Here is a 21,191-nt window from a genome sequence, read left to right on the forward strand (position 1 = left end):
TATGATCCAAATCCATGAAACGGGCGTTCCATAATCGTCCGTCTCGTGACGGGATATGTGAGCGGAGGAGGCTCACCGAAACGGGATGGCGATAGGTGGCGGCATGATTGCCTGATCCGCCCGACACCATGAGGCACACCGCGCAAAAGCGCGGTGCTAAGGAGGAAGCTTTTGAAAAAACTTGATCTTATCACGATCGGGCGCTCGTCTGTCGATCTATACGGCTCGCAGGTTGGCGGCCGTCTGGAGGACATGGCCTCCTTTGCCAAATATATCGGCGGCTCGCCCACCAACATCGCCGCCGGCGCGGCGCGCCTGGGGCTCAACAGCGCCGTCATCACCCGCGTCGGTGACGAGCATATGGGCCGCTTCATCCGAGAACAGCTGGTGCGCGAAGGCGTCGATGTGCGCGGCGTGAAGACGGACCCGGAGCGGCTGACCGCGCTGGTGCTGCTCGGCATTCGCGACCAGAACCAGTTCCCGCTGATCTTCTATCGTGAAAACTGCGCCGACATGGCGCTCAGCGAAGACGATATCGATCCCGCTTTCATTGCCGAGGCAGGCTGCATCTGCGCCACCGGCACGCATCTGTCGCATCCGAAAACGGAAGCGGCAGTGCTGAAAGCACTGAAACTCGCCCGCGAAAATGGCGCAAAGACCGCGCTCGATATCGATTACCGCCCGAATCTCTGGGGTGTGGCCGGCCATGGCGACGGCGAAAGCCGTTTCGTGGAATCGCAGAAGGTTACCGCCAAGCTGCAATCCACCCTGCATCTGTTCGATCTGATCGTCGGCACGGAAGAGGAATTCCACATCGCGGGCGGCTCCACCGATACGCTCACGGCACTCAACGCCGTGCGCAAGGTCTCGAATGCGACGCTGGTGTGCAAGCGCGGACCGATGGGCGCCGTCGTCTTCACCGGCGCTATTCCCGATAGCCTCGATGATGGCGAGACGGGCGAAGGATTCCCGATTGAGGTCTTCAACGTTCTGGGTGCGGGTGACGGTTTCATGGCCGGGCTGTTCCGTGGCTGGCTGCGCGGCGAAGACTGGCCGACGACGCTGAAATACGCCAATGCCTGCGGTGCTTTCGCCGTCTCCCGTCATGGCTGCACCCCGGCCTATCCGAGCTGGGAAGAGCTGCAATATTTCTTCAAGGCCGGCATTCGCAACAGGGCGCTGCGCAAGGACGAGGCGCTGGAGCAGGTACACTGGTCCACCAATCGCAAGGGCGACTGGGAGACGATGCGCGTCTTCGCCTTCGATCATCGCATGCAGCTGGAGGCCATCGCCGACGAGCTTGGCGTCAAGCACGAGCAGATCGGCGCCTTCAAGAAGCTCTGCCTTCAGGCAGCGCAGAAAGTTTCCGGTGGCGAGGCGGGTTATGGCATTCTCTGCGATGGCCGCCTTGGCCGCGATGCGCTGTTTGCCGCCAGCGGTTCCGGCCTCTGGATTGGCCGTCCGGTGGAATGGCCGGGCTCGCGCCCGCTGACGCTGGAACCCGATCTTGGCAAGGATTTCGGCGGGTTGTCCGAATGGCCGCTTGAAAACGTCGTCAAGGTTCTGTGTTTCTATCACCCCGATGACACCGAGGAGATGCGCAGCGCGCAGGAAGAGACCGTGATGCGCCTGTTCGAGGCGGCGCGTCGCAACCGGCTGGAAATGTTGCTGGAGGTCATCCCCTCCAAAGTCGGCCCGACCGATGATCTCACCGCCGCCCGCATCATCGAGCGCTTTTACGAGATCGGCGTTTACCCCGACTGGTGGAAGCTGGAACCGATGAAGACCCGCGCGGCATGGAAGAACGCCTGCGACGCCGTGCATCGCAACGATCCTTACGTGCGGGGCATCGTCGTTCTCGGTCTCGATGCACCGCAAAGCGAGCTGGAAGAAAGCTTCCGCCTTGCGGCCGGTTTCGATCTGGTCAAAGGTTTCGCCGTTGGCCGCACGATATTTGCCGACGCCGCCCGCGGCTGGCTTTCCGGCAAGATGACCGACGAGGATGCGGTCAGGGATATGGCGCAGCGTTATACCAGCCTGTGCCGTATTTGGGATGAGGCGCGCGCCAAAAAGGGAGAGGCAGCGTGAAGACAATCAGATTGACGGCTGCGCAGGCCATGGTTCGTTACCTGGCAGCGCAGATGAATGAACATGGCGAAACCTATATCGCCGGCATGTGGGCCATTTTCGGCCATGGCAATGTCGCCGGCATCGGCGAAGCGCTTTATGGCATCAGGGACGAACTGCCGACCTATCGCGGCCAGAACGAGCAATCCATGGCGCATGCGGCCATTGCCTACACCAAGCAGCTGCGCCGCCGCCGCGCCATGGCGGTCACCTCCTCCATCGGCCCGGGTGCGGCAAACATGGTGACGGCGGCAGCGCTCGCTCATGTCAACCGCCTCCCGGTTCTCTTGATCCCCGGCGATGTCTTTGCCAATCGCGGCCCCGACCCCGTGCTGCAACAGCTCGAGGATTTCGGCGACGGCACCATGACGGTGAATGACTGCTTCCGTCCGGTCAGCCGTTATTTCGACCGCATCATGCGGCCCGAACAGTTGCTGACAGCCCTGCCCCGCGCCATGCGCACCATGACGGATCCGGCCGATTGCGGCCCCGTCACGCTGGCCTTCTGCCAGGATGTGCAGGCGGAAGCCTATGATTACCCTGAAAGTTTCTTCGAAAAGCGGGTCTGGCGCCAGCGCCGTCCTGAGCCGGATGTCGTGGAATTCGAAGAGGCAGTCGCCGCCCTGAAGGCGGCGAAAAACCCCATCATCGTTGCCGGCGGCGGCGTGCATTTTGCCGGCGCAACGGAGACCCTGAAACGCTTTGCCGAAACCCATTCCATTCCGGTCGTCGAAACGCAGGCCGGCAAATCGGCGCTCGCCTGGGACCATGATCTCAATTTCGGCCCGGTCGGCGTCACCGGTGCGGAAAGCGCCAATATCATCAGCGAGAAGGCCGATCTGGTCTTCGGCGTCGGCACGCGTTTTCAGGATTTCACCACCGGTTCCTGGGCGCTGTTCAAGAACCCCAACCGCAAGATCCTGGCGCTCAATGTTCAGCCCTATGACAGCGCCAAGCACGATGCGATCAGCCTGACGGCGGATGCCAAGATCGGGCTTGAAAAGCTCTCCGCCGCCCTCGGCAACCACCGTTTTGCAGCGCCGGATGCCCGCCTCAAGGCGGCATGGTTCGAAGAGGCCGATGCCGATACGGCGGCGCCGGGCGAGGAACATGTGAACAGCCTGCCCACCGACATGCAGGTCATCGGCGCGGTGCAGCGCCAGTCGCGTGACAACACCGTTGTCATGTGCGCGGCCGGCACCATGCCGGGCGAGCTTCACCAGCTGTGGAAATCCAAGCTGCCGCTCTCCTATCACATGGAATACGGCTTCTCCTGCATGGGTTATGAGGTGGCCGGCGGCCTCGGCATCAAGATGGCGGAACCGGACCGGGACGTGATCGTCATGGTCGGCGACGGCTCCTATATGATGATGAATTCCGAGCTTGCGACATCGGTTGCCATGGGCGTGAAGATCACGCTCGTCATTACCGACAACAGGGGTTACGGCTGCATCAACCGACTGCAGATGGAAACCGGCGGCGCGGAGTTCAACAACCTCTACGCCCACACCAACGTCAACCCGATCGCTATCGATTTCGTGGCCCATGCCGGCTCGATGGGAGCGGATTCGCGCAAGGTCTCCACCATCGCCGAACTCGAAGAGGCGCTTGCCGCCGCCCGCGCCTCCAGCCGCACGACCGTCATTGTCATCGATACCGATCCTTACCCGACGCCGCGCGCCGGCGGTCACTGGTGGGATGTCGCGGTGCCTGAAACCTCCGAGCGCACTGAGGTTGCCGATGCGCGCGCCCGTTATGAAAACCATGTCAAGGAAAGACAGTAAGATGATCCGTTACGGAACCAACCCGATTGCCTGGTCCAACGACGACGACCGCACGCTGGGTGCGCATATCAGCCTCGAACAGTGCCTCGATGAAACCGCAAAGATCGGTTTTGACGGCATCGAGAAGGGCCACAAATTTCCGACCGACCCGGAAGGCCTGAAGGGGGTGCTTTCGCCGCGTGGCCTTTCCTTCGTCTCCGGCTGGCATTCGCTGAACCTTCTGACCGACGACATCGAATCCGAAAAGAAGGCCATGCAGCCAGCGCTTGATCTCTTGAAGGCCATGGGCTCGAAGGTCATCATCGTCTGCGAAACCTCCAACGCCATCCACGGCGATGACAGCAAGGCGCTGGTCGACCGTCCGCGCCTTGCGGCCGAGGACTGGGCGTCGTTCGGTGCCGGGGTCGAAGCGCTGGCCGCCTTTGCCGCCGAACAGGGCATCACCCTCGTTTATCACCACCACATGGGAACGGTGGTGGAGAGCGAAGAGGAGATCGACCTCTTGATGAAACACACCGGCCCGAAGACACATCTCCTGCTCGATACCGGCCATTGCCTGTTCGGCGGCGGCGATCCGGTCCGCGTCGCGCAGAAATACATGGGTCGCGTTGGCCATATCCATGCCAAGAACGTGCGCCCTGCCATTGCCGATCAGGTACGGGGCGAGCGGCTCTCCTTCCTCGAAGGCGTTCGCCGCGGCGTGTTCACCGTGCCCGGCGACAGCGAGGGCGGCGTGAATTTTCCGCCGGTGCTGAAAGTGGCGGCCGAACACAATTACAGCGGCTGGCTGGTGATCGAAGCGGAGCAGGATCCTGATGTGCGTAATCCGTTCGAGTATCAGAGCCTTGGACTGAAATCGCTGAAGGCTTTTGCGCGCGAGGCGGGGCTGGACAAGGCTCAGGCTGCCTGAACTGAACCACGGAAAGCGAGGCAGCCTACTCCACCCGTCATACCGGCCTTGAGCCGGTATCCAGCCAGCCTTGGGCTGAAAAGACTCTCCCCGCCGCGCGGATGCGCGCCGGCTGGACCCCGGCTCAAGGCCGGGGTGACGAGACGGCAAGAACCGACGAACGACTGACCAAAAAGGAACATCACCATGACCTCACTTCTGCGCAAGCCGGTCGCGACAAGCGGCAAGGTGCACGATATCACGCCCCAAAGCGCGGATTGGGGTTATGTCGGTTTCGGCCTCTACCGCCTGAAGCCGGGCGAAACGGCGGCGGAGAAGACCGGCGATACGGAAGTCATCCTCGTGCTGGTAGAAGGCAAGGCGACGATTTCCGCTGATGGCAAGGACTTCGGCGAACTCGGCGACCGCATGAATGTGTTCGAGCGCAAGCCGCCCCATTGCCTTTATGTTCCCGCCGGCTCTGACTGGTCGCTGACGGCCACGAGTGATTGCACCGTCGGCGTCTGCACCGCACCCGGCGAAAAAGGCAGCCGCGAGGCGCAGCAGATCGGCCCCGCCGGTGTGCAGCTGACCGAACGCGGCAAGGGCGCCAATACACGTTATATCTTCCCCATTGCCATGGAAGAGCGCGACGTGGCCGACAGCCTGCTGGTAACGGAGGTCTTCACGCCGTCAGGCAACTGGTCGTCTTATCCGCCGCACCGGCATGACGAGGATAACTACCCCGACATGACCTATCTGGAAGAGACCTATTATCACCGGCTGAACCCGGCGCAGGGTTTCGGCTTCCAGCGCGTCTTCACCGAAGACGGCTCTCTGGACGAGACCATGGCGGTTTCGGATGGCGATGTCGTGCTCGTCCCGAAGGGCCATCACCCCTGCGGCGCGCCCTACGGTTACGAGATGTATTATCTGAACGTGATGGCGGGGCCGATGCGCAAATGGCGCTTCAAGAACCACCCGGATCACGACTGGATTTTCAAGCGGGATAATCCGTAAGGCAGGCATATTCCGCCGCCGCCGCATCCCTGTGCTTGTCACAGGGATCCAGCCAGCCCAAGTCCTTGGGCTGAAAGAAGTCTTTCCGTCGCGCAGACGCGCGCCGGCTGGATTCCTGTGACAAGCACAGGAATGAGGGCGCGCGCGGAGGTACGTTTCGAGACTGTCTTGGAGCGAAACAAATGCATCCAAAGAATTGATTTCATTATAAAACTATCGGGAGGAGAATACCATGGCCGCTCTTGGCGTGGGCCTTATCGGCACGGGTTACATGGGCAAATGCCACGCGCTCGCGTGGAACAACGTCACCAGCGTCTTCGGCGATGTGGAGCGCCCGCGCCTCGTGACGCTGGCGGAAGTCAATCCTGAACTGGCAGCAAAAAAGGCGGCCGAGTTCGGCTTTGCCCGCTCGACCGGCAACTGGCGCGATCTGCTGTCCGATCCCGAGATCAACGTCATCTCGGTCACCACGCCGAATGCGTTCCATCCGGACATGGTCATTGCCGCCCTTGAGGCCGGCAAGCATGTCTGGTGCGAAAAGCCGATGGCGCCCGCCTTTACTGACGCGGTGAAGATGCGCGATGCGGCCCGCCGGTCGGGCAAGGCGGCGGCGATGGGCTACAACTACATCCAGAACCCTGTCATCCGCCACATACGCCGTCTGATCGACGAAGGCGTGATCGGCAAAGTCTACCATGTCCGCGCCGAGATGGATGAGGACTTCATGGCCGATGCCACCCAGCCCTTTTACTGGAAGAGCGAGGCGTCCTCCGGTTACGGCGCGCTGGATGATTTCGCCGTTCACCCGCTGTCGCTGCTTTTTGCCCTGTTCGGCCACGCCGAAAGCGCGATCACCGATATGGTGAAGCCCTACGAAACCCGCCCCCTGCAAGGTGGTGGTGAACGCGCTGTGGAAACACACGATCTTGCCAGCGTGCTTCTGAAACTCGAAGGCGGCATTTCCGCCGTGCTAATCGCCAATCGTTCGGCCTGGTGCCGCAAGGGCCGCATCGCCATCCAGATCTACGGCTCCACCGGCTCGATCCTGTTCGACCAGGAGCGGATGAACGAGTTCCAGCTCTACACCACGGATGGACGCCCCGAGGAGCAGGGTTTCAGAACCATCCTCGCTGCCCCCCACCACAAGCCCTATGACCGCTTCATCCCCGCCCCCGGCCACGGCCTCGGCTTCAATGATCTGAAAGTGATCGAATGCCGCGAACTGATAGCGGCGATCGAGGGAAAGAAGGCCCATATCATCGATTTCGAAGAAGGGCTGAAGATCGAGCGCAGCATCCACGCCATGGCCCGGTCGTTTGCCAAAGGGCGCTGGGTGACGGCGGAGGAGATTGCGGAATAGGGGTTGGCGTAAAAGCGTCCTAGGTGACGCCGAGCCCTCTCTCCGTTCTCGGACATGACCATTGAACCTTTGCACTCGACGTCATCCTCGGGCTTGCCCCGAGAATCCATCGACTGCAACGGCTTGTGGATCCTCGGGGCAAGCTCGAGGATGACGGATGAGAGGTTGGCGCATTCTTAGAAACCTGGATGGGCTGTCTCCCGCAGCCCATCATAGTATCGCCGGAACCTCACCCCTTCACCGGCGTTTCCGGCACCGGTGTCAGCACCGTGCCATCCTTGAACCAGCCGAGAATGTTGTCGGCCACGAGATCGGCCATCGCATTGCGCGTCGGAACCGAGGCGGAGGCAACATGCGGCAGCAGGGAGACATTCGGCAGCGACAGGAAGGCTTCCGGCACCTTCGGCTCGGCATAGAACACGTCGAGACCGGCAGCCCCCAAAGCACCGCTTTTAAGCGCTTCAAGAAGCGCATCCTCATCGACGCTGGAGCCGCGCCCGACATTGATGAACACGCCCTCAGGCCCAAGCGCCGTCAGGATTTCGGCGTTGATCGCCTTATGGGTTTCCGGCGTACCGGGCACGATGCAGATCAGGATGTCGACAGCTTTCGCCATCTCCTTCAGCGAACCGTAATAGGTATAGGAGAGGCCATCCCGCTTGCTGCGGGTGTGGTAACCGATCTCCACCTTGAAGGGCTCCAGCCGCTTGGCGATTTCCTGACCGATGCGACCCATGCCGAACAGGCCAACCTTGCGGCCGCGCAGCGAAAATGGCGAGAGGGCAAACGGCCCTTCGCCAACCCATTTGCCGTCACGCAGCCAGGTTTCGGCCTGATAGAGCCGGCGCACGGTGTTGATCAACAGCGCAATCGTCGTATCGGCCACTTCGTCGTTCAGCACATCTGGCGTATTCGTCACCACGATGCCGCGCGTGGCGGCATGTTTGGCATCCACGCCATCATAACCCACACCGAAATTGGCGATGATCTCGAGCTTCGGCAGCGCATCGATCCATTTGGCGTTGACGACGCCGGAAACGGCGATGGCATTAATGCGCTCAGCCGCACCCTCAGGCAGAACCGGCTCGGCGCCGGCAGGCACTGTCAGGATCTCGACCTTGCCTTCGAGGCGCTCGAGAACGCGCGGGTTTATCTTGCCGGGAACGAGAACGACGGCCTTTTTGTCAGACATGAGCGGATATTCCTCCTGATAACATTCCGATAGCCGGAGTGGCTTTCAAGCGAACTGCTCGCCATACCACTCCTCTGGGCGGCGATCTTTTCAAACAACGGCAGCCGTGAAAAGGGCAATAAGGGGATGCTATGGGGGCAGACGGAAGTTTCATGCCGATTTTTTTGCGGCGTCGCTATATAGCTTCGTCACTCCGGCCTCGAGCCGGAATCCAGCCGACACACGTCTGCGCGGCGAAAACAATCCTTTCAGCCCAAGGACTTGGGCTGGCTGGATACCGGCTCAAGGCCGGCATGACGAGGGAAGGAAACGCCGACGACGGCTATGGGCGCGCGGTCAGCCGGCTCAGAGTCGCAAACGAGCTCACACCCGCGGCCGCACCGGCCCGGTCGATTGCCGAATGCGCATTTCCGGCTTGATGAGGTGAATGCCGTCAGGCTCATGGCTGCCCGCCAGCCTGTCCAGCAGCGCGCGGGCCGCTAAGCGCCCCACCTCGGCCTGGCCGTTGGAAACGGTGGTCAGCGCCGGCGTGGCAATCGCCGCTTCCTCCAGATCGTCGTAGCCGGTTACCGAGATATCGACACCCGGCACCAGACCGGCGCGGGAAATGCCGTTCATAAGGCCGATGGCGACAAGATCGTTCCAGCAGACGGCGGCGGTCGGCTTCTGCGGCAGCGACAGGAAATGCACCGCCGCTTCAAACCCGCCCTGCTTGGAGCGGGGGCCGGGAATGCGCAGGTTCGGATCGACCTCGATGCCCGCCTTGCGCAGCGCATTGACGTAACCCTGGTAACGGTCACGGCCGGTCGAGGTCTGGTCGGTGCCGCCAACCATGGCGATGGTGCGGTGACCGAGGCTGATGAGATGGTTGGTGGCGAGCGAAATGCCGTAGCTGTCATCGCCACGATAGGTCGGCATATCGACACCGTCCATGGAGCGGGCGACCAGAATGGCAGGCATGCCGTTTTCTTCGGCCAGCGTCATGTCCTCGATCGGCGTACCGATGGCCGGCGACATGATGATGCCGTCCGAGCCGAGCTGCAGCAGCGTCTCGATGAAGGTGCGCTGTTTTTCCACCGAATCATAATGATTGGAAAGAATGAAGGTCTGGCGGCTGCGGTCCAGCTCGCTTTCAATGGCTTTGAGAATTTCCCCGTAAAACGGGTTCATCACATCATGGAATACCACGCCGACAATGCCGGAGCGCGAGGTGCGCAGGCTGGCGGCGCGGCGGTTATAGATATAACCCAGCGCCCGCGCCTGTTCCTTGATCTTGTCCCGCGTATCGGCAGCGACCAGCGGGCTATCGCGCAATGCAAGGGAAATGGTGGCGGTCGAAAGACCGAGGCTTTCGGCAATCGTAGACAGTTTGACTTTTTGGGCCACGGCATTCCTCCCCAAACGCGTGTCACTGACGGATGTCTCCGTTTAAATTGCAATTAAACAATTTAAACAAAATCCGCAACCCGTTTAAGGAATAGCCACAAAACAGATGGTTCTTTTAAAAATTTCAACAAGATTATTGAAGATTGGCGTCGATTGCCTTGAGAAGTTTAACAACGTTGCGAATATCCTTGGCCGAAAGCCCCTCTATCGCCCTTGCTCCGCAATCCGCTATCGAGGTGTTGATGTGGTCGACGCTTTTCAGGCCCGTTTCCGTCAACTTCACCAGCGTCACGCGGCCATCCTCGTCGTCGCCGCTGCGTTCCACGAAACCCTGGGCCTCCATGCGGCCGATAGTGCGCGTCATGGTGGGCGCCTTTACGCCGAGTTTCTGGGCAATCTGCCCCGGCGTGAGGCTGCCTTCCTGCGCCAGCGCCAGGATAACGCCGTCCTGCCCGGCATAAAGCCCGCTTTCGGCAAGGCTGTGGCTCAGCGCCGTGCGCATGGAGCGGGCGGCCTGGGTAATGGATTGCGCCAGTTCCTCGGGGTTGAAGTTCTCATCCCTCTTTTTGGCGTCCTTTACCTTCTTGCTGCCCTTTTCCTTCTTGGCGCCTTTGTCCTTATGCCCGGATTTGTCCTTGCTCATATGCGAGTGCCTTTTACCCTGTGGCGGAACCGATATATGTTGCTGGAAATCCTTACCGAATACACGTGCGGACTGCCAGATGCCAAACTCATACACGCATTATCACGACGAAAACGTAACAGACCCTCATCTTCGCGCAACAGGTGCAATTTCCGTGCTGCCGCTCGGCGCGCATGAACAGCACGGGCCTCACCTGCCCTTCGAGACCGATACGCTGATTGCCGAAGGCATTGTCGCCCGTCTCGCCGCCGCCCTGCCCGGCCACCTGCCCGTCTCCCTCCTGCCGGTGGAACCGGTCGGATATTCCATCGAACACATGAATGTGCCGGGCACCAAGACCTTGCGTTACGATGAGGCCATCGAGCGCTGGCTCGGCATTGCCGAGGCGGAATATAAAAAGGGCGTACGCAAGTTCGTGATGTTGAACGCCCATGGCGGCAATTCACCGCTGATGACCATTGTCGCCATCGAGGCCCGCGCCCGTTTCGGCATGCTGGCGGTCGCCACAAGCTGGACCCGTTTCGGCGTGCCGGCCGATATCGTGAAGCCGGAGGACAAGGCGATCGATATTCACGGCGGCGATATCGAGACATCGGTCATGCTGGCGCTTCACCCCGAGCGGGTGGCGATGCAAAAGGCCGCCAGCTTCGCCTCCCGCCAGAGCGATTTCGCCAGCCGCTTCAAACACCTGCGCGCCTATGGCCCACACGCCTTCGGCTGGTTGATGAGCGATCTCAACCCTGACGGGGCTGCCGGAAACGCCGCCGCCGCGACAGCGGAAAAGGGCGAAAGGCTGATTTCCCACGCTGTGAATGGCCTTGTCGAACTGCTTGAAGATATCCACGCTTTTGACATAACGTTATTTTATAACAAAATTTGAGTGACATGGCCGAATTCGGCCAAAATCTCTTTGAACTGCCAGGGCGTCGCGCCTATATGGACGACGACACATCTTCCTGAGGCTTGATAGCCTCTCTCCACGCGGGGTTTTCCATGACCGAAACAGCACCAGCCAAGCCCATTCCAGTCACCGTCCTGACGGGATATCTCGGCGCCGGCAAAACGACGCTTCTCAACCGCATTCTCTCCGAGAACCACGGCAAGAAATACGCTGTCATCGTCAATGAATTCGGCGAGATCGGCATCGACAACGATCTGATCGTCGAGTCTGATGAAGAAATCTACGAAATGAACAATGGCTGCGTGTGCTGCACGGTGCGCGGCGATTTGATCCGCGTCGTGGAAGGCCTGATGCGCCGGCCCGGCCGTTTCGACGGCATCATCGTCGAAACGACAGGCCTTGCCGATCCGGTGCCCGTCGCCCAGACCTTCTTCATGGATGACGATGTGCGCGCCAAGACCGAGCTTGACGCCGTTGTGGCGCTGGTCGATGCCAAGCACCTGCCGCTGCGCCTGAAGGACAGCCGCGAGGCTGAAGACCAGATCGCCTTTGCCGATGTCGTCGTTGTCAACAAGACCGACCTCGTTTCGCCTGAGGAAGTGGCCCGCATCGAGGATATCGTCCGCGCCATCAACCCGTCCGCGCGCATCTACAAGACCACCCGTTCCGGTGTTGATCTTGCCCGGGTTCTCAATCAGGGCGCCTTCAATCTGGAGCGCGCGCTGGAAAACGATCCGCACTTCCTCGAGCACGGCCATGAGGATCATGCCTGCGGCCCCGATTGCGATCATCATCACCACGACCACCATCATCATGACCATGACCACGATCACGGGCATCACGATCACGACCATGGGCACGATCACCACCACCATGGCGCGGCCTCCCCGATCCATGACGTGACGGTGCAGTCGGTCTCGCTGCGCGGCGGCGAGATGAACCCCGAGCGGTTCTTCCCGTGGATCCAGAAGGTCACCCAGACAGACGGCCCGAACATTCTGCGCCTCAAGGGCATCATCGCCTTCAAGGGTGATGCGGAGCGTTACGTGGTGCAGGGCGTGCACATGATCATCGAGGGCGATCACCAGCGCCCGTGGAAGGAAGACGAAAAGCGCGAAAGCCGCCTCGTCTTCATCGGCCGCGAACTGGACCGCGAAAAGCTGGAAAAGAGCTTCAACGCCTGCCTCGCCACGGCCTGATCCTCTCTCTTCGGTACCCCGGCGTTGCGCCGGGGTGACGCCGCCTCCGTCATTCGGATGCGCTCACCGCCCCTCATCCCTGTGCTTGTCACAGGGATCCAGCCAGCCCAAGTCCCTGGGCTGAGAGGAGTCTTTCGCCGCGCAGACGCGCGTCGGCTGGATTCCTGTGACATCCTCGGGCTTGTCCCGGGGAACAGGAATGAGGGACAGGGAGATGCACGTCCTGTAAAATCATGGTGCCGTATGCCGTGGATTCCTCGACTACAAAGCGGTCTATCTCCTTGATTTCACGAATCGTGCGAACGTAAAAGCGGTTCCGCTTTTGCCGGAAATGCTCTAGAACCATGCCTGCCGCCGGGGTCGACATCGTCGCCCCACCAGACACAGATACGAAAGACCGATGCCCTATGCCGACTGTTGCCCCGCTTGATATCGAAGGCCACGTGGTCTCGACCCATTTTCTCGGCGACATTCCCCTGTTTGCCACCGCCGCCGGCACCATTCACCGCCTGGATGGCGGCGAGAAGGTGACGCAGGCGCATGACGGGCTTCTGACCTGCATTCGCGATCCCTACAGCGCCACGCTGCTTTCCGGCGGCGAAGACGGCCGTGTGCTGCGCATCGGCCATGATGGCAGCATCAGCGAGCTCGCCAATGTGCCGCGCAAATGGGTCGGCGTCGTTGCCGGCGGGCCGCAGAAGGCAGTGGCTTATGGCGTCGGCAAGTCCAGCTTCGTGCGGCTATCCGACGGTACGGTCAAGGAATTCAAGGAAGAGCGCACAGTGGAGGCCATCGCCTTCGCGCCGAAGGGTCTGCGCATTGCTGTCGCCCGTTATAACGGCGTGACGCTGCATTGGGTGGCAAGTGCGGGCGATCCGGTCGATCTGGAATGGAAGGGAGCGCATACCGGCGTCACCTTCTCGCCCGATGGCAAGTTCCTCGTCACCACCATGCAGGAAAATGCCCTGCATGGCTGGAAGATGGAAGCGACCAAGGGCGGCATGGAAGCCCGCCACATGCGCATGACCGGTTATCCCGCCAAGGTGAAATCCATCTCCTGGTCGGCAAAGGGCAAATGGCTCGCCTCATCAGGTGCGCCAGCCGCCATTGTCTGGCCATTCGCCGGCAAGGACGGCCCGATGGGCAAGGCTCCGGAAGAACTTGGCAGCCGCGCCAACATCATGGTCACCAATGTCGCCTTCCACCCCGTGGAAGACGTGCTCGCCATCGGCTTCATCGACGGCATGATCCTCGGTGTGCGCCTGGCCGACGGCAAGGAAGCCCTGCTTCGCCGCCCCGGCAAGGGCGCCATTACAGCCATGGACTGGAGCGCCACCGGCAAGCTGCTCGCCTTCGCCTCGGAAGCGGGTGATTGCGGGATCATCGATATTTCGGCGTGAGGGCCAACACCCTGCCCCTCATTCCTGTGCTTGTCACAGGAATCCAGCCGACGCGCGTCTGCGCGGCGAGAGACCTCTTTTTTCAGCCCAAGGACTTGGGCTGACTGGATTCCTGTGACAAGCACAGGAATGAGGGATGATCGGGCCGCAAGGCCAGATGAAATCCTCCCTACCTGCGCCGAACACCCTAATCCGCCACCTGCCGCCGCGTCAGAAACAAGAGCAGCAGCGCAGCACCCGCACCGACCGAAGCGAGCCGGATCGAGGTGCCGAAGCTTGCATATTGCGACACGAACCCCATCAGCGGCACCGCAAAAAGTGCTGCAAGAAAGATCGAATTCATGTAGAGCGCCGTCGCCCGCGCCGTGCGCCCGCGGGCAAAGCCCTGCACGAAGGTGAGAGATGTGCCGGCGAAAAGGCCGTAATAGGAACCTTCCATGGCAGCCCCCACCAGCATGGCCGGCAGGGTCGTGACCGAAGCGATGATGTTGAAGGCAGCGATCGCCGTCACCGCCGCGATGCTCAGAAGCAGCCGCGCGCTGATCCGGCGCATGACCCTCGGCGCGAGCAGGATAAGCAGGACTTCCATGGCGCATTTGACGCTGAGCGACAGGCCCGGCGCATAATCCGGCAGGCCCACCTCGCGCACCAGAAATACCGGCAGGGCCGAGGCGCAGAGAGCATGGGCGAAAGACATGCAGAAACTGGCCGTCGCCGCCATCAGCAGCGGCAGGTTGCGCCCCGCATGGGCCCCGCCCTCATCCCGCCGCTCCATCGGGCAGGTCTGGCCACGCGGCACGATGGCAAGCGCAAGCGCCCCCCAGATGGCCGCCATCAACATCGCATTCACGAAGACGGCCTTTGCGCCGGCGAAATCGACGATCAGAAAGGCTGCGGCCGGCAGCAGCATCCAGGCCAGCGACACCATCATTCTGAGGAAGGCATTATAAGCGGTGGTATCGAGCGCCTCCACCCGGCCGTGATACCGGCCATAACTGAAGACGAGGGTAGTGGCGGCGTTGGAAAGCCCCATGCCCGTCGCCGTTACCGCCACCAGCAGCGCCAGATGCCCGAAACTCGCGGCTGCCGCCGCCACGAAGGCGCCTGCAATGGACAGCATGAGCAGCGGCTTGATCCGCACGCCGGCGTCCACCCGCTCGCCATAAAGACGGCTGGCGACGATCGAGGCCACCATCGCCGTCACGCTGTAGAGACCGAGCGTCGCCGGCGGATGGCCGAGCACCTGAATGATGTAAAAACCGATAAACGGCACGATGGCGGCATTGGTGCTGCCGGCGATGAAAACCAGCAACGCGATCAAATAGGCCTGACGGTCAAAAGCGCCCGGCGAAGTGCTTTTCTGTAGCATGGGAGTCGACTGGAGACTGGCAAGCGGGAGTGGATTGGGACCCACCATCACATCAAAACGGCCCGTTGTTCAAGCCTGCGCTAAAGGCAATGTGCGTTTTGATTTCCTGCGGAACGTCTTCAGCGTCCGCTGTACCGATGCCAGCATCGCCGCATCAGGTGTGTGGGGCGTCGCAACGCTGCGCCGCCCCCTGTCGAAAACGGAATAACCGTCAGAACTTCACGCCAAGGCCAACCTTGACGACGTGTTCGCTGACATCGCCGGTCGAAGTGATCGGACCGGTATGGTAGGTTGCCTTGCCGAAGTCGTTGTAACGATATTCGACGCGTCCAAACAGGTTGTTGGTGAAGGCATAGTCGACGCCTGCGCCAACCGTCCAGCCGTGCAGGACCTTGCTGTCCTCACCGAACGGCGCTTTGACTTCGCTGTCCGTCGCGGTGTAGCCGGCGGCGGTATAGATCAGCGCGCGGTCGATTGCGTAACCGGCGCGCAGACGCGCAGAGCCGTTCAGGCCTGCAGAAACTTCGCTGGTGACAATGGTCTTGTCGCCCCAAGCGTAGCCGAGATCACCCTCGACGCCGAGAATGACGGAAGGGGCAACTTCGGCATTATAGCCTGCGAAGCCGGAAAAACGGCCGCCGTCAAATTCATGCTTGGTGGTGACGCCAAAAGTCGTCGACTTGACCCGGTTCCAGCCGTAACCCGCAGACGCACCGAGATAAACACCATCCCAGGAAAAGGCAGGCGCAACGTCGTTGACAACAGGTGCGGACGGAATGTCGCCGACGGCGTCGGCGGCAGCGGCCACGCCGGAGAGAACGCCGAGCAGGCCGAGCGCGAGAAGAGATTGTTTCAACATGCGATAGCTCCTTGAAAATAACATCCCGTCACCTGCGGGCTGCGAGTATTTCGCGACCAGAAGCGCAGCATCATGGGGTTAGCACACCCACAGATTGAAGAACGTCATGGTTAAAATCGCGTAAATAGCTTAGGCAAAAACACCGCCATGGAGCGTATTTCGATTAATATCTGCAATATTTACCAAATATAAATCGGAATTTACGCGGACATTCACACGGCGTCCGCCCTGACGCAAAAGGGCTCTCACGACATCACAAAACCATCATGAGTAGTGGTCGTCAGGCACTTTTGTGCGGGGCCGCCATGTCGGTAACACGGTTAAAAAAAAGAGGGCCGCAAGGCCCCCTTCCAGTCATGCGATGCGCCGTTTGTTCTTGCCGGAAACGCCATGCGTCAAACACACGCAACTCGAGGATCATTGCCGGCTTATGCGCTGCGCATCGTCTGTGTCGAAAATCCCTGATGATTTTCGAGCTGTCCCGTTGGAGCGGGATGGAGAAAAGCCCGATGGTTTCGCCATCCCGTTCCAAATTTCAGTTAGTGCCGGCGCTTCTTGCCGCCGTCATTCTTGTTGTCGATGACATCGACTGACGTCTTGTTGCCGTTCAGCAGGCCGTTCAGGATGCCGGTCTTGTTGCCGTTCAAAATCCCGTTATTGGACAGGATGCCGCTGACGCCGAGATCGATGCTGGGCGAGACGACGACAAGGGCGCCGCCCTTGTTGCTGTTGCCGGACAGGATGCCACCCAGAAGACCGCCCGCATTGGCCTGACCAACGGAAGCGACAGTAAGAATAGCGGCTACACAAGCGAACTTTGCAATCATTTCTCTCTCCTCGTTTGTTTGATCACGCCATCTGGCGTAACTGAACTGTATATTTAGAGGATTCTAATTCAAGCAAAGGCTAATATTAGAATAAACAGTTAACTTTAATACTGGTGATTTTAATATAATTTTACATATCTTCTTATGGAATCCGCCACCTCTATTCCGGTACTGGCGCACTGAATTTCGGCTACGAAAGTAAAACGGCGCGGAGACTTTATTAACCATCCAAATATAAGATATTGCTTAATTAGCGACCGGAGATGCGAATGCGGCTGGGGGGATATATCGCACTTGTTCTCGGCCTTGCCTGCGCCTGCGGCGCGTGGGCGGGTGAAAAAGCCGATGAGCATAATGTCACCTATAAGTCCGGTATTGCTTATGACACCAATTATTTCGCCGACACCAACAGGCTGAGTGCAATTTCGCTGCGTGCCGGCTTCGGGCTCAACGGCAAGGTCGTGCTTGATGGTGCGGAGTTGCGTTATTCGCTCGAACACGAGGAGGTCCGCCTCCCCCGTTACCGCTTCGCCAATGAACACAACACCATCGCGGCGCTGGGGCTGACGAAACGGTTTTCCGAAAAGCTGGAATGGGCCATCGAGCTGCGCGGCACCCGCAGCGATGCCGGCGACATCTTCCTGCATCTACCCGAAGAAGACATTGGTTACCGGCAGCTCGATCACAAGCTGGAGGCCTCTTCCCAGCTCGGCATCCTTGCGCTCGGCGGCAAGAACACGCTGACGGCAAGCTTTGCCAGCCTGATGAAGGGCAAGGCGCGGTTCCGTCCGGCCTATTTCATGCCCACACGGCTGGAGGCAAACGAGGCGCTTTTATCGCTGAAGGCCGAACATGCGCGGCCGCTGGCCGGCGGCGAGGCGGGCCTGACGCTTGCTTATGACCATATCGTCGTGCCCGAGGGGCAGCAGGAGAAATATGAACGTTTCCCTGCCAATACGCTGCGCGGCTCGCTGGCCTATGGTTACAAGTTCTCCGATCGTTTCGCGGTTCTGGCCGAGGCGGGCTTCACATCCATTTCCGGTGACGAGATCAGCGACCAGGTAAAGCGTACCCGGCCCTATCTTCGGGCCGAAGCCGAGGTGAAGGCCACCGAGCGCATCGCCTTCGGCGTCGGCTATTCGCAGGACTATGCGCTTTTCGATCCGGATGATCCGATCGCCGAGTTTCACCGTCGCTGGCAACTCGTCGTGAAAAGCAGGCTCACCGAAAAGGTCGGGCTCGATCTTGCCCTGAACCGGGTCCACAAGGACTGGATCTATTATAATTACGATACCAGCGAGCGCAGGCTGGTCGCCACGCTGTCCTTCGATACCGGCAAGAACAGCAAGCTGGAGCTGGAGTTCAACCGCCTGCTGCATGGTGAGCGCGAGACCGACCTCGCTTATAGCGGCTCCAGCATCACCTCGCGTTTCAGCGGCACCTTCTGAAATCCCTTGGCGGCCCGCGCGAAGGATCAGACGCATCAGGTCGAAATTCGGTCCCAATTTCTGCTAGAGTCGGGTCTTAAAGATTCGAAGGCAGGACAGACCGGATAATGAACAGACGCTTTTTGCTCCTCGCGGCCGGCCTCGCCTGCGTTCCCGTCGCGGCGGCTGCGCATCCGCACATCTTTGCCGAAGCCCGCATGGAAATCGTCGAGGGGCCGAACGGCACCGTTCAGGAAGTGCGCAATATCTGGCGTTTCGACGAGATGTTTTCGGCAAGCGTGGTGATGGATTACGACAAGAACAGCGATCTGAAGCTGGACAAGGACGAGTTGGCCGAGATCGGCAATACAGTGCTGGAATCGCTCGCCGAATATTCCTATTACACCTTCATCACCGCCGATGGAAAACCGGTGGAGTTCTCCAAGCCCGACGCCATTCACGTGGACTACAAGGACCAGCAGATCCTGATGTTCTTCTCCGTGAAGCCGACCAAGCCGCTCGCCGTCAAGGGCAAGCTCAGCTTCGGCGCCTGGGATCCGACCATGTATACGGCGATCGATTTCGCCAAGGACAGCGATATCGCGACGCAGGGCAAGGATCTGAATGCCTGCAAGCATCATATCGTCCGCCCCGATCCCGACGAGGTAATCTCGCAGAACCAGGGTTCGCTGACCGACGCCTTTTTCAACGATCCGACCGGCACCGACATGACCAAGCTCTTCGCCACCCGGCTGGAGGTCTCATGCTGAGCCGCAGGGCACGCCTTGTCGCCATCGGCCTCATCGCCGTGGCTGGTGTCGCCCATGCGCAGTCGCCGCTCGGCATCGGCTCGGCCGAGCCTTCCTTTTCCGTCGGCGGCCCGTTTGCGCCGCTGATGCAATGGATCAACGTGCACCAGCAGATGTTTTACCGGGCGCTGACCGGTGCGTTGAAGGCCATGCGCGAGGACAGCTGGGCGCTCGGCTCGCTGATCGGCCTTTCCTTTGCTTATGGCGTTTTCCATGCCGCCGGTCCCGGCCACGGCAAGGCGGTCATTTCTTCCTACATGATCGCCAATGAAACGCAACTGAAGCGCGGCATTCTCATTTCTTTCGTCTCGGCCCTCATTCAGGGTTTGATGGCCATCGGCCTAGTTGGGGCCGCCTGGCTGGTGCTGCGCGGCACCTCCATCACCATGACCAAGGCGACGCAGGCGATGGAGATCGCCAGCTTCGCCATGGTGGCGCTGTTCGGCGCCTGGCTCTTGGTGCGGAAGCTTTGGTCACTGCGCATCCGGCGGGAACCCGTCCCCGTCTTTGCCACGGCGGGTGAAGCCACGGCCGGCAGAACCACCGGCATGGGCACGGGGCTACGCTTTCAGGGCAAGCCGGTTTTCGCGGATCATGAGCATAACGGCACCGGCGATCTCTGCAACGCCTGCGGAAAATCCCATGCGCCCGACCCCATGTTGTTGAAGGGCAAGAACTTCAGCCTGCATGAAGCATGGTCGGCCATCATCGCGGTCGGCCTCAGGCCATGCTCGGGCGCGATCATCGTCATGAGCTTCGCGCTTCTGAACGGGCTTTATCTCGGCGGCGTGCTCTCCGGGCTTGCCATGCCGCTCGGCCCCGCCATAACGGTGTCGGCCCTCGCCATCATGGCCGTCTCGGCCAAAGGGTTCGCCGTGCGTTTCGCCGGCCCCGGCAGCCGCAAGGCGGCCGGCATCAGCCACGCGATCGAAATCGCCGGCGCGCTTTTCGTGCTGATCATGGGACTGCTGCTGCTCGGCGCTTCGCTTCAGCTCTAGAGCGTGTCCAGTAAAATGCCCTAACCGTCGCGGCGGCGCTGGTAGCGTGCACGCAACCAGAACAGCAGGAAGAAACACAGCACGGTAACCGAACCGAAAGCGGCGGCGAGCCAGGGCGAATAATCACCCAGCCACAACATGATCTTCGGCATGACGAAGAACACGAGCCCGAAACCGACGATGATGAGGGCGGCGGCAATTGCCGGCGACCAGTCCTTTTTCCCCGATGTCGGTTTTTCAGGCATTGGCAAGCTCCGCGCGGATATTTTCAAGCTTGCGCTTCTGCACCCCGTCGGCTGCAAAATTCTCCGGCGAAAGCCACGCTTCAAAGGCCTTGCCGATCAGCGGCCATTCGCCGTCGATCATCGAAAACCACGCCGTATCGCGGTTCTGGCCTTTCGAGATCATGTGCTGGCGGAAGACGCCCTCGAAGGTGAAGCCATAACGCTTCGCCGTGATCTTGGAAGGTTCGTTTTCATTGTGGCATTTCCACTCGTAACGGCGATACCCCAAATCCTCGAACACATGTTTCGCCATCAGGTAATGCGCCTCGGTGGCAAGAGGAGAGCGCTTCATCTTCGCGCCATGGGCGACGGAACCGACCTCGACCACGCCATTGGCCGGATCGGGCCGCATATAGCTCGCCATGCCGACGATATCGCCACTGGCATTTTCCACGAAGACCAGCGTGACCCAGTTAAGCTTCTGCCCCGCGCCAATGAGCCATTCGCCAAAGGCGTCGGCATCAGGGAAGGCGTTTTGCGGGAAATATTTGAGAAGCGCATTGGTACCCTCGCCGCCAAGGGCTGACCAGAGTCTTGCGAGGTGTTTTTCGCGATCAAACGGCTCGGCCGTGACGTAACGGCCCTTTAGCACCACCGGCTGCGGCGCCGGACATCCCCTAAAATCACTCAGATCGCGCATTCTCTTCCCCATTTGCTGGGAGAAGGATTAGGGCAAGCGGGGCGGGATGACAACAGTGCATGTGGGGTGGGTATGGG

General features: G+C 60.4%; 19 protein-coding genes. 11 read left to right on the forward strand and 8 right to left on the reverse strand.

Annotated elements, in window-relative coordinates:
- Positions 1–171: 171 nt before the first annotated feature.
- The 5 genes from ASB65_RS15050 (at position 172) to ASB65_RS15070 (ending at position 7,180) form a co-directional block, all read left to right on the forward strand.
- Positions 172–2,088, forward strand: a complete 1,917-nt coding sequence (locus tag ASB65_RS15050; RefSeq protein ID WP_060724472.1) for a bifunctional 5-dehydro-2-deoxygluconokinase/5-dehydro-2-deoxyphosphogluconate aldolase — start codon at positions 172–174, stop codon at positions 2,086–2,088.
- Positions 2,085–3,911: a 3D-(3,5/4)-trihydroxycyclohexane-1,2-dione acylhydrolase (decyclizing) gene (gene iolD / locus ASB65_RS15055; RefSeq protein ID WP_060724473.1), complete on the forward strand. Its 1,827-nt coding sequence runs from the start codon at positions 2,085–2,087 to the stop codon at positions 3,909–3,911. Before ASB65_RS15050 ends, iolD begins: the two co-directional genes overlap by 4 nt.
- A 1-nt stretch (position 3,912) precedes the next feature.
- Positions 3,913–4,821, forward strand: coding sequence for a myo-inosose-2 dehydratase (iolE, locus tag ASB65_RS15060; RefSeq protein ID WP_003505474.1), 909 nt, complete (start codon positions 3,913–3,915; stop codon positions 4,819–4,821).
- 186 nt (positions 4,822–5,007) lie between these two features.
- Entirely contained in the window at positions 5,008–5,820 is an 813-nt protein-coding gene (gene iolB, locus ASB65_RS15065; protein WP_060724474.1) for a 5-deoxy-glucuronate isomerase, read from the forward strand.
- Positions 5,821–6,052: 232 nt separating this feature from the next.
- On the forward strand, positions 6,053–7,180 hold the full coding sequence (locus ASB65_RS15070; RefSeq protein WP_060724475.1) for a Gfo/Idh/MocA family protein: 1,128 nt from the start codon (positions 6,053–6,055) through the stop codon (positions 7,178–7,180).
- A gap of 229 nt (positions 7,181–7,409) precedes the next feature.
- Here the strand turns inward: ASB65_RS15070 and ASB65_RS15075 are convergent, their stop codons facing one another.
- The 3 genes from ASB65_RS15075 to ASB65_RS15085 form a co-directional block, all read right to left on the reverse strand.
- Positions 7,410–8,372 carry a 2-hydroxyacid dehydrogenase gene (locus ASB65_RS15075; protein WP_060724476.1) on the reverse strand — a complete coding sequence of 321 codons (963 nt, stop codon included), beginning with the start codon at positions 8,370–8,372 and terminating at the stop codon, positions 7,410–7,412.
- A gap of 363 nt (positions 8,373–8,735) precedes the next feature.
- Positions 8,736–9,758, reverse strand: coding sequence for a LacI family DNA-binding transcriptional regulator (locus ASB65_RS15080; protein ID WP_003505469.1), 1,023 nt, complete (start codon positions 9,756–9,758; stop codon positions 8,736–8,738).
- A 133-nt stretch (positions 9,759–9,891) separates the two neighbouring features.
- Complete coding sequence (locus tag ASB65_RS15085; RefSeq protein WP_060724477.1) at positions 9,892–10,401, reverse strand: MarR family winged helix-turn-helix transcriptional regulator; 510 nt, start codon at positions 10,399–10,401, stop codon at positions 9,892–9,894.
- A 79-nt stretch (positions 10,402–10,480) separates the two neighbouring features.
- Here ASB65_RS15085 and ASB65_RS15090 point away from each other — a divergent pair, with 79 nt between their 5' ends.
- The 3 genes from ASB65_RS15090 to ASB65_RS15100 all read left to right on the forward strand — a co-directional run bounded on the left by ASB65_RS15090 (position 10,481) and on the right by ASB65_RS15100 (position 13,901).
- Positions 10,481–11,281: a creatininase family protein gene (locus ASB65_RS15090; RefSeq protein WP_060724478.1), complete on the forward strand. Its 801-nt coding sequence runs from the start codon at positions 10,481–10,483 to the stop codon at positions 11,279–11,281.
- 113 nt (positions 11,282–11,394) lie between these two features.
- On the forward strand, positions 11,395–12,501 hold the full coding sequence (locus tag ASB65_RS15095; RefSeq protein ID WP_060724479.1) for a CobW family GTP-binding protein: 1,107 nt from the start codon (positions 11,395–11,397) through the stop codon (positions 12,499–12,501).
- 407 nt (positions 12,502–12,908) lie between these two features.
- Positions 12,909–13,901, forward strand: a complete 993-nt coding sequence (locus tag ASB65_RS15100; RefSeq protein WP_003505463.1) for a WD40 repeat domain-containing protein — start codon at positions 12,909–12,911, stop codon at positions 13,899–13,901.
- Between the two features lie 187 nt (positions 13,902–14,088).
- On the opposite strand, the gene ASB65_RS15105 is transcribed toward ASB65_RS15100, so the two are convergent.
- The 3 genes from ASB65_RS15105 to ASB65_RS15115 form a co-directional block, all read right to left on the reverse strand.
- The gene (locus tag ASB65_RS15105; RefSeq protein ID WP_060724489.1) at positions 14,089–15,270 is read right to left on the reverse strand and encodes an MFS transporter; all 1,182 of its coding nucleotides are present in this window, start codon (positions 15,268–15,270) and stop codon (positions 14,089–14,091) included.
- A 211-nt stretch (positions 15,271–15,481) separates the two neighbouring features.
- Complete coding sequence (locus ASB65_RS15110; protein ID WP_060724480.1) at positions 15,482–16,129, reverse strand: outer membrane protein; 648 nt, start codon at positions 16,127–16,129, stop codon at positions 15,482–15,484.
- A 539-nt stretch (positions 16,130–16,668) separates the two neighbouring features.
- A complete protein-coding gene (locus ASB65_RS15115; RefSeq protein WP_003505460.1) occupies positions 16,669–16,956 on the reverse strand; it encodes a hypothetical protein in 288 nt (95 codons plus the stop codon).
- A 269-nt stretch (positions 16,957–17,225) separates the two neighbouring features.
- Here ASB65_RS15115 and ASB65_RS15120 point away from each other — a divergent pair, with 269 nt between their 5' ends.
- From ASB65_RS15120 to ASB65_RS15130, 3 genes are all read left to right on the forward strand, one after another.
- Positions 17,226–18,404, forward strand: a complete 1,179-nt coding sequence (locus ASB65_RS15120) for a hypothetical protein (RefSeq protein ID WP_060724481.1) — start codon at positions 17,226–17,228, stop codon at positions 18,402–18,404.
- A gap of 107 nt (positions 18,405–18,511) precedes the next feature.
- Entirely contained in the window at positions 18,512–19,153 is a 642-nt protein-coding gene (locus ASB65_RS15125; protein ID WP_060724482.1) for a DUF1007 family protein, read from the forward strand.
- Positions 19,147–20,190: a nickel/cobalt transporter gene (locus ASB65_RS15130; RefSeq protein ID WP_060724483.1), complete on the forward strand. Its 1,044-nt coding sequence runs from the start codon at positions 19,147–19,149 to the stop codon at positions 20,188–20,190. Before ASB65_RS15125 ends, ASB65_RS15130 begins: the two co-directional genes overlap by 7 nt.
- Positions 20,191–20,210: 20 nt before the next feature.
- Here ASB65_RS15130 and ASB65_RS15135 read toward each other — a convergent pair whose 3' ends face one another.
- Both ASB65_RS15135 and ASB65_RS15140 read right to left on the reverse strand, forming a co-directional pair.
- On the reverse strand, positions 20,211–20,435 hold the full coding sequence (locus ASB65_RS15135) for a hypothetical protein (RefSeq protein WP_060724484.1): 225 nt from the start codon (positions 20,433–20,435) through the stop codon (positions 20,211–20,213).
- Positions 20,428–21,114, reverse strand: coding sequence for a GNAT family N-acetyltransferase (locus ASB65_RS15140; RefSeq protein WP_060724485.1), 687 nt, complete (start codon positions 21,112–21,114; stop codon positions 20,428–20,430). Before ASB65_RS15140 ends, ASB65_RS15135 begins: the two co-directional genes overlap by 8 nt.
- Positions 21,115–21,191: the final 77 nt, after the last annotated feature.

The organism is Agrobacterium tumefaciens str. B6, assembly GCF_001541315.1.
Lineage (GTDB): Bacteria > Pseudomonadota > Alphaproteobacteria > Rhizobiales > Rhizobiaceae > Agrobacterium > Agrobacterium radiobacter.

Coding starts and splice junctions, on each gene's coding strand:
- iolE (WP_003505474.1), top strand. CDS start 3,913: ATGATCCGTTACGGAACCAACCCGATTGCCTGGTCCAACGACGACGAC.
- iolB (WP_060724474.1), top strand. CDS start 5,008: ATGACCTCACTTCTGCGCAAGCCGGTCGCGACAAGCGGCAAGGTGCAC.
- ASB65_RS15070 (WP_060724475.1), top strand. CDS start 6,053: ATGGCCGCTCTTGGCGTGGGCCTTATCGGCACGGGTTACATGGGCAAA.
- ASB65_RS15075 (WP_060724476.1), bottom strand. CDS start 8,372: ATGTCTGACAAAAAGGCCGTCGTTCTCGTTCCCGGCAAGATAAACCCG.
- ASB65_RS15085 (WP_060724477.1), bottom strand. CDS start 10,401: ATGAGCAAGGACAAATCCGGGCATAAGGACAAAGGCGCCAAGAAGGAA.
- ASB65_RS15090 (WP_060724478.1), top strand. CDS start 10,481: ATGCCAAACTCATACACGCATTATCACGACGAAAACGTAACAGACCCT.
- ASB65_RS15095 (WP_060724479.1), top strand. CDS start 11,395: ATGACCGAAACAGCACCAGCCAAGCCCATTCCAGTCACCGTCCTGACG.
- ASB65_RS15100 (WP_003505463.1), top strand. CDS start 12,909: ATGCCGACTGTTGCCCCGCTTGATATCGAAGGCCACGTGGTCTCGACC.
- ASB65_RS15105 (WP_060724489.1), bottom strand. CDS start 15,270: ATGCTACAGAAAAGCACTTCGCCGGGCGCTTTTGACCGTCAGGCCTAT.
- ASB65_RS15110 (WP_060724480.1), bottom strand. CDS start 16,129: ATGTTGAAACAATCTCTTCTCGCGCTCGGCCTGCTCGGCGTTCTCTCC.
- ASB65_RS15115 (WP_003505460.1), bottom strand. CDS start 16,956: ATGATTGCAAAGTTCGCTTGTGTAGCCGCTATTCTTACTGTCGCTTCC.
- ASB65_RS15120 (WP_060724481.1), top strand. CDS start 17,226: ATGCGGCTGGGGGGATATATCGCACTTGTTCTCGGCCTTGCCTGCGCC.
- ASB65_RS15125 (WP_060724482.1), top strand. CDS start 18,512: ATGAACAGACGCTTTTTGCTCCTCGCGGCCGGCCTCGCCTGCGTTCCC.
- ASB65_RS15130 (WP_060724483.1), top strand. CDS start 19,147: ATGCTGAGCCGCAGGGCACGCCTTGTCGCCATCGGCCTCATCGCCGTG.
- ASB65_RS15135 (WP_060724484.1), bottom strand. CDS start 20,435: ATGCCTGAAAAACCGACATCGGGGAAAAAGGACTGGTCGCCGGCAATT.
- ASB65_RS15140 (WP_060724485.1), bottom strand. CDS start 21,114: ATGCGCGATCTGAGTGATTTTAGGGGATGTCCGGCGCCGCAGCCGGTG.